This window comes from Streptomyces sp. NPDC031132, assembly GCF_055570595.1.
The window spans coordinates 309,094-316,743 of sequence record NZ_JBVIGX010000002.1; the positions used below are offsets into that span (position 1 = coordinate 309,094).

Here is a 7,650-nt window from a genome sequence, read left to right on the forward strand (position 1 = left end):
CCGGCCGCACCGGCATGCGCAGGAGGTAAGCAATGACCACCGCGGCAGACATCATGCACTCCGGGGCCCAGTGGATCCCCGCGACCGCGACTCTGGACAAGGCCGCTCAGCTGATGAGCCGGCTCAACGTGGGCGCCCTGCCCATCAGCGACGCCGCCGAGCGGCTGTGCGGCATCATCACCGACCGCGACATCGTCGTGAACTGTGTGGCCCAGGGGCTGAACCCGTCCGAGATGACCTGCGGTGACATGGCCCAGGGCACCCCCCGCTGGATCGACGCGGGCGCGGACGTCACCGACGTGCTGGACGAGATGGAGAGCCACCGGATCAAGCGGCTTCCGGTCATCAAGGACAAGAAGCTGGTCGGCATGATCAGCGAGGCCGACCTGGCCCAGCACCTCGACGAACACCAGCTGGCGGGCTTCGTGGAGAAGGTCTACGCGAGGCGCTGACCCGGCCGATCCGGCCGATCCGGCCGACCTGCCCACCCGGCCCGCTCGTAGCAGCGTCCAGGATCGCCCGTGCCACCAGGCCCGGGCGGTCCAGCATGACCAGGTGCCCCGCGGGTTCGGCGACCTCGAAGCGGGCGCCGAGCCGGTCGGCCAGCTCCGCCTGGCGCTCACACCAGCGCAGGGCCCCCGGCCGGGCCGAGCCGTCGTACCCCGTGAGGACGGTGACGGGCGCGGCCGGCGGGCGCCCGGTCCGCAGCGCGAGGACCTCGGCGGCGGTGTCGGCATAGCGGGAGTTCTCCAGCAGGGCTCCGCGCCAGACCCGGCCGGTGCGGTAGCAGCGGCGTACGAGGTCCCGCGCGGCGGGGTCGCAGCCCCCGGTGCGGGAGGTCCGTACGGCGGCGCGGCGGGCGAGGGGACCCAGCGCGGCGGGCAGCCCGGCGGCGGTCAGGGCCCGGCCGATCACGCGGGCGGCGGCGGTGCGCAGCCCGGCGGGCCAGACCGTGCGGGGGTCCTCCTCGATGCTGCTGTCGACCAGGACCAGGGCGGCGGTGCGCCCGGGGTACAGGCGGGCAAAGGCCTCGGCGTGGAACCCGGCGATCGAGTGCCCGGCGACGGTGACCGGGCCGGGCAGCCCGAGCGCGTCGAGCAACCCGGCGATGCGGCGGGCCTCCCCGGCGGCGGTCGCCGGAGCGGTGGCGGGGGCGCTCAGCCCGTGCCCGGGGCGGTCGAAGCGGACCACGGTGCGTCCGTGGGCGACGAGCAGCGCGGCGACGGGGTCCCAGTCGAACCAGGCCATGGCGAGCCCGGCGCTCAGCACCACGGGCGGCCCGCTCCCCTCCACGACGACGTGCAGCGGAATCCCGTCCACGCGTACGAAGCGACCGGCCGGGGCGGTGCCGGCGCCGTGCCCGGTCATGTGCGGCGCTCCTTGTGGACCGAGTACGCGAGCAGGCCCAGCCAGAGCGCCACGAACAGCACCTGCAGCCGCTGCCCGGCGCCGAGCGCCCAGGTCCCGCGCCCGGCGGTGAACAGCGCGATGGCGGACAGGGTCCACGCGGTGGCGAGCAGCTCCAGCCCGACCAGGACCGGCCCGTGGCGGGCGAGCGGGGCGAGCCGGCCGTAGCGGCGGGCGGCGACGGTGAGGGCGACGAGCCCGACGAGGGCGCCGGTCATCGCGAGGCTGCTGCTGACGGCGTGCGCCTGATGGGTGGCCGGGACCAGGCCGGCGGTCTCCCGGGCGGCGCAGACGGGGTCCGCGGTGGGCGTGCAGCTCAGCGGGAGCCAGGCGTCGGCGGCGGTGGCCGCGCCGAAGAGGGTGACGCCGGCCCAGCCCACGACCGACCAGGGGCGGCGGGATCCGTCGCTGCGCAGCAGCCCGGTCAGGGCCAACAGGCCGCCCGCGAAGGCGAGCACGCCGGCGGTGAAGTCGGTGGCCCGGAACAGGCCGCCGAGCGGCTGGTCCTGGGCTGCGAGCTCGCTGACGTACGTCTCGATCGGGTTCAGGCCGGTCGACAGGACGACCTCCAGCACCCACGCGGTGTACGCGGCGGCGCCCAGGCCGATCAGGAGGGCGACCGGCCACGGCCTGTTCGCGAAGAGCCCCTTTTCGGCTTTTGTGGACATACTGCGCATCATCCTCAACACGGCGAACCCAGTCCTACGATCAGATACCCACCCGGGGTAGGGTTCCGCCCATGACGCGCCCTGCCCTGCGCACCGACCGGCGAGCGGCCCGGTGGCCCCGGCTGCTGCTGCTCGCTGCGCTGCTCCTGGGCATCGTCACCATGCACACCCTGGGCCATCCGAGTCGGTCCCACACCCTGGAGGACGCGGCTCCGGCCGCCGCCGTTGCCTCGGCCGGCCGTGCCGCCGACCACCCGCCGGGCCACGCGCCCGCCGGCATGAAGGGCACGGGCGCGCGCACGGCCGTGGTCTCGCGCGCGATCACCGGCACGGCGCACGCTTCGCACGACCGGGGGCCCGCCGTCGAGGCCCCGCCCGGCTCCGGCATGGACCCCATGTCGGTGTGCCTGGCCGTACTCGGCGGACTCACCCTGCTGATCCTGGGCGCCGGACCGGCCGGCCTCCGCGACGCCGCGCCGCTCGGGGGCGCGGTCCGCGGGCCGGGCCGGTCCGGCGGACCGGACCCGCCCTCGCCCCGCGAACTCCTGACCCGGCTGGCGGTACTGCGCGTATAGGGACGGGCCCCGCTGCCGCCCCCGCATGCCCGCACGCGCCCCGCGTGCAGGGCCCGGGCGGCGACAGCAGACGGCGCCCATCTGCTCCGTACGACCACACCACGAGGTGCTTCCATGCGCTCTCTTCCCAGCCGTCCCACCCATCCCACCCGCCGCGCCGTGCTCGGCGCCTCCGCCGCCCTCGCCGGTTCTGCGCTGCTCGCCGCCTGCTCCGACGGCTCCGGCACGGCAGGCCCGGACCACGGCTCCATGAACCACGGCGGTTCCTCCGCCGCCGCGCCGGGCGGCTACGTCGACCCCGCCGGGCCCGAGGTCCAGGCCGCCGAGGCGGCCCGCAAGGCCACCGGGCCGGTCTCCGAGGTCAAAGTGACCGCCACCGCCACCCCGCTCGACCTGGGCGGCGGGCTCACCGTCCGCTCCTGGGCGTACGGGGACCGGCTGCCCGGCCAGGAGGTCCGGGTCACCGCGGGCGGCACGCTCGCCCTGACCCTGGCCAACAACCTCCCGCAGGCCACCTCCCTGCACTGGCACGGCCTCGCCCTGCGCAACGACATGGACGGGGTCCCGGGCCTGACCCAGCGGGACGTCGCGCCGGGCGGGTCCTTCACGTACAGGTTCGCCGTCCCGAACCCCGGGACGTACTGGTTCCACCCGCACTCGGGAGTCCAGCAGGACCGCGGCCTGTACGCCCCGCTCATCGTCGAGGATCCGAAGGAGCCCCTCGCGTACGACAAGGAGTGGGTGGTGGTCCTGGACGACTGGATCGACGGAGTCGACGGCTCCACCCCGGACGCGGTCCTGGCCGAGCTCCGCAAGGGCATGGACATGCGGTCGGGCGGCGGCGGGCACGCGGGGCACGGCGGCGCCGCCGCCTCGCAGCCCCCGGCCGGCGGCGGGCCCTCGCGCCTGCTCATGGGCGGGGAGAGCGACGTCCTCGGCAAGGACCCGGGCGATGTCGCGTACCCGCACTACCTGGTCAACGGCCGGACGGCGCAGGACCCGTCGGTCTTCACGGCCAGGCCCGGCGACCGGATCCGGCTGCGGATCGTCAACGCGGGCGGGGACACCGCCTTCCGGATCGCCCTCGGCGGCCACGAACTGACGGTCACCCACACCGACGGCTACCCGGTGGAGCACGCGAAGACCGGCTCGCTGCTGCTCGGCATGGGCGAGCGGTACGACGTACTCGTCACCGCGCAGGACGGGGTGTTCCCGCTCACCGCGCTGGCCGAGGGCAAGCAGGGCAAGGGCGGGCCGGCATCCGCGCTCGCCCTGCTGCGGACGGGGGCGGGGGCGGCGCCCACCGCCGCGACCCGGCCCGCCGAGCTGGCCGGGAAGCCGCTGACGGCGGACCGGCTGCGCGCCGCGGAGCCCGCCGTACTGGCGGCGCGCGAGCCGGACCGCACGATCGGGATCAAGCTGACCGGGGGGATGGAGAAGTACGACTGGGCCTTCGACGGCAAGCCGTACACGGCCGACCAGCGGCACCCGGTGAAGGCGGGCGAACGGATCCGGCTGGAGTTCGACAACTCGACAACGATGTGGCACCCGCTGCACCTGCACGGGCACACCTTCGCGCTCGGCGGCGGCCGGGGCGGTGCGCGCAAGGACACCGCGCTGGTCCTGCCGAACGGGACGCTGACGGTGGACCTCGACGCCGACAACCCCGGTCTGTGGATGGTGCATTGCCACAACGTGTACCACGCGGAGGCCGGGATGATGACGGTGCTCGGGTACCGGCGCTAGCCCTCCGCGGGGTGCGGTCCCCGGGCCTGCGGGCCGGGGGGCCAAACCCCCTTGGAGCGGTGCGGGGCGCATGGCAGGCTTGGTGATCACCGCGCACACCACCCCCCGTGAGGACTTCCGCCAGGTATGAGCACGCCCCCGAACCCGCCCAGCAGCAGCCCGTCAGGTCCGCCGACGGAGCCCGCGGGCACGCCCATACCGGAACCGGCCTCCGCACCCTCCTCGCCCGAGCCGGCGCAGCCGCTGTCGCTCCGGAAGTCCCCGGAGCCGGAGCCGGAGCCGACGCCGGTACCGGCCCCGGAGCCCGCGCAGACGCCGGAACCCGAAGCCCGGCCCGAGCCGGCAGCAGCGCCCGTGCCGGCCCCCGCACCCGAGCCGGCGCCCGAGCCGCAGCCCGAGCCCGTGCCGGCGTCCGTGCCCGCACCCGCGCCCTCCGACGCCTTCGCGCCGCCGACCGCGCCCCTGCACGCGGCTCCCCCGGCCCCCTCGTTCGGCGGACCCGGCGCGCCCGTGCCGCCCGCCCACCCCTGGGGCGCCCACGCCGGACCCGGCGCCGGCCCCGGCAACCCCTGGGGCACGCCCGCCCCCTCCCCCACCAACGGCCTGGCCGTCGCCGCCCTCGTCATCGGCATCGCCGCCGTGGTCGTCGGGCTCATCCCGTTCGTCTTCTGGCTGGGCTCCCTCCTCGCCGTGGTCGGCATCGGCATCGGCATCGGCGCCCTCGTGCGCGCCTCGGACGGCGCCGGCCGCAAGACGATGGCCGTCGTCGGCACCGTCCTCGCCGTACTCGGCCTCGGCGCCTCCGTCGGCGGCTTCCTCCTCACCGGCGTCGTCATCGAACGGGCCGGCGACCGGCTCGACGACGACTGGAACCCCCCGGCCGACCTCCGCCGCAGCATGCCGCCGATCCCGAAGGCCTCGCCCACGCCTTCGCCCTCGCAGGTCCCCGGCATGACGACCCCGCTGCCGTTCGGCGAGACGTACACGTACCCGAACGGCATCAAGGTGACCCTCTCGACGCCGAAGAAGTACGTCACGAAGAACAAGTACTCGCAGGTGGGCAACGCGGTGGAGATGACGCTCACCATCACCAACGGCTCGTCCGCCGCGCACAACGTCATCTACGCGATGCCCAACGTCCGCGACGAGAAGGGGATGACCGCCGAGCTCGTCTTCGACGGCGACGTCCCGAAGATGATCAGGGGCGACATCCTGCCGGGCGAGTCCGCCAGCGGGGTCGTGGCCTTCGAGGTGCCCGAGGGCACCGAGCGCATCAGCGCCGACATCTCGCCCGGAATCATGATGCCCAACGCGAAGTTCAGCGGCTCGATCGGCTGACCGAAGCGCACGAGAAGCGCGGGGCCCAGGACATCGCGTCAGAAAGACGATTAGACTGGGTCCCGTGCCTCAACTTCGCCTCGCTCTGAATCAGATCGACTCGCAGGTCGGCAACATCGCCGCCAACGCCGACTCGGTCGTGCACTGGACCCGCCACTCCGCCGAGCAGGGCGCCCACCTGGTGGCGTTCCCGGAGATGATGCTGACCGGGTACCCCGTCGAGGACCTCGCCCTGCGCGGCTCCTTCGTCGAGGCCTCCCGCACCGCGCTGCGCGAACTCGCGGAGCGGCTGGCCGCCGAGGGCTTCGGCGAACTGCCGGTCGTCGTCGGCTACCTCGACCGCTCCGGGAAGGCCGCCCCGCGGCTCGGCCGCCCCGCCGGTTCCCCGGAGAACGCGGCCGCCGTGCTGTACGGCGGGAAGGTCGCCCTCCGCTTCGCCAAGCACCATCTCCCCAACTACGGCGTCTTCGACGAGTTCCGGTACTTCGTGCCGGGCGACACCCAGCCGGTGATCCGGGTGCGCGGCGTCGACGTGGCCCTGGCGATCTGCGAGGACCTCTGGCAGGAGGGCGGCCGCGTCCCGGCCACCCGCTCCGCCGGGGCCGGCCTGCTGATCTCCGTCAACGCCTCCCCCTACGAGCGCAACAAGGACGACCTGCGCCTCGAACTGGTCCGGAAGCGCGCCCAGGAGGCCGGCTGCACCCTCGCCTACCTGGCGATGATCGGCGGCCAGGACGAGCTGGTCTTCGACGGCGACTCGATCGTCGTCGACGGCAGCGGCGAGGTCATCGCACGCGCCCCGCAGTTCTCCGAGGGCTGCGTCCTCGTCGACCTCGACCTGCCCGCGGCGCGGGCCGACGCACCCGAGGGCGTGGTCGACGACGGCCTGCGGATCGACCGCGTCATCCTCTCCGAGGAGCCCGTGGAGCCGTACGAGCCGGTGGTCACCGGCGGCTACGCCGACCGCCTCGACGACGACGAGGAGATCTACGACGCGCTGGTCGTGGGCCTGCGCGCGTACGTCAAGAAGAACGGATTCCGCTCCGTCCTGATCGGGCTCTCCGGCGGCATCGACTCCGCCCTGGTCGCCGCCGTCGCCTGCGACGCGATCGGCGCGCAGAACGTGTACGGCATCTCGATGCCCTCGAAGTACTCCTCGGAGCACTCCAAGGGCGATGCGGCCGATCTGGCCGACCGGACCGGCCTGAACTTCCGTACGGTGCCGATCGAGCCGATGTTCGACGCGTACATGGGCTCGCTGGGCCTGACCGGCCTGGCGGAGGAGAACCTGCAGTCCCGGCTGCGCGGCACGATGCTGATGGCGGTGTCCAACCAGGAGGGCCACATCGTGCTGGCCCCGGGCAACAAGTCGGAGCTGGCCGTCGGCTACTCCACCCTCTACGGCGACTCGGTGGGCGCGTACGGCCCGATCAAGGACGTCTACAAGTCGGACGTGTTCCGCCTCGCGCAGTACCGCAACCGGGCCGCGGCCGAGCGCGGCGAGACCCCGCCGATCCCGGAGAACTCCATCGTGAAGCCGCCGAGCGCCGAACTGCGCCCGGGCCAGGTGGACACGGACTCGCTGCCGGACTACCCGGTGCTGGACGCGATCCTGGCGCTGTACGTGGACCGCGACCAGGGCCTGGAGGCGATCGTCGCGGCCGGGTTCGACCGCGAGCTGGTCGCCAGGACGCTGCGGATGGTGGACACCGCGGAGTACAAGCGCCGCCAGTACCCGCCGGGCACGAAGATCTCCGCGAAGGGCTTCGGCAAGGACCGCCGGCTGCCCATCACGAACGGCTGGCGCGAACGGGCGTAGCCGCTGCGCTCGGCTCGAACGGGGAAGGGGGCTCGCCGCCGTACGCGGCGAGGGCCCCTCCCCCACCGGTTCTGGCGCCAATGTGCTTCTTTCCCGT

7 protein-coding genes are annotated in these 7,650 nt (G+C 74.2%); 5 read left to right on the forward strand and 2 right to left on the reverse strand.

Annotation, left to right across the window (positions count from 1 at the left end; genetic code table 11):
* The first annotated feature begins 32 nt into the window (after positions 1–32).
* The gene (locus tag ACZ49B_RS04405) at positions 33–452 is read left to right on the forward strand and encodes a CBS domain-containing protein (protein ID WP_468300307.1); all 420 of its coding nucleotides are present in this window, start codon (positions 33–35) and stop codon (positions 450–452) included.
* On the opposite strand, the gene ACZ49B_RS04410 is transcribed toward ACZ49B_RS04405, so the two are convergent.
* Together ACZ49B_RS04410 and ACZ49B_RS04415 are read right to left on the reverse strand one after the other, a co-directional pair.
* Positions 373–1,368, reverse strand: a complete 996-nt coding sequence (locus ACZ49B_RS04410; RefSeq protein WP_468300309.1) for an alpha/beta fold hydrolase — start codon at positions 1,366–1,368, stop codon at positions 373–375. The genes ACZ49B_RS04405 and ACZ49B_RS04410 overlap by 80 nt on opposite strands.
* On the reverse strand, positions 1,365–2,075 hold the full coding sequence (locus ACZ49B_RS04415) for a DUF998 domain-containing protein (protein ID WP_468300311.1): 711 nt from the start codon (positions 2,073–2,075) through the stop codon (positions 1,365–1,367). The genes ACZ49B_RS04410 and ACZ49B_RS04415 overlap by 4 nt, the downstream gene beginning before the upstream one ends.
* 71 nt (positions 2,076–2,146) lie before the next feature.
* Between ACZ49B_RS04415 and ACZ49B_RS04420 the strand changes: the two genes are divergently transcribed.
* The 4 genes from ACZ49B_RS04420 (at position 2,147) to ACZ49B_RS04435 (ending at position 7,553) form a co-directional block, all read left to right on the forward strand.
* Positions 2,147–2,650, forward strand: coding sequence for a hypothetical protein (locus tag ACZ49B_RS04420; protein ID WP_468300313.1), 504 nt, complete (start codon positions 2,147–2,149; stop codon positions 2,648–2,650).
* A gap of 114 nt (positions 2,651–2,764) precedes the next feature.
* Positions 2,765–4,396, forward strand: coding sequence for a multicopper oxidase family protein (locus ACZ49B_RS04425; RefSeq protein WP_468300315.1), 1,632 nt, complete (start codon positions 2,765–2,767; stop codon positions 4,394–4,396).
* Between the two features lie 126 nt (positions 4,397–4,522).
* The gene (locus tag ACZ49B_RS04430) at positions 4,523–5,734 is read left to right on the forward strand and encodes a DUF4190 domain-containing protein (RefSeq protein WP_468300317.1); all 1,212 of its coding nucleotides are present in this window, start codon (positions 4,523–4,525) and stop codon (positions 5,732–5,734) included.
* Between the two features lie 64 nt (positions 5,735–5,798).
* Positions 5,799–7,553, forward strand: coding sequence for an NAD+ synthase (locus ACZ49B_RS04435; RefSeq protein ID WP_468300319.1), 1,755 nt, complete (start codon positions 5,799–5,801; stop codon positions 7,551–7,553).
* The last annotated feature ends 97 nt before the right edge of the window (positions 7,554–7,650 follow it).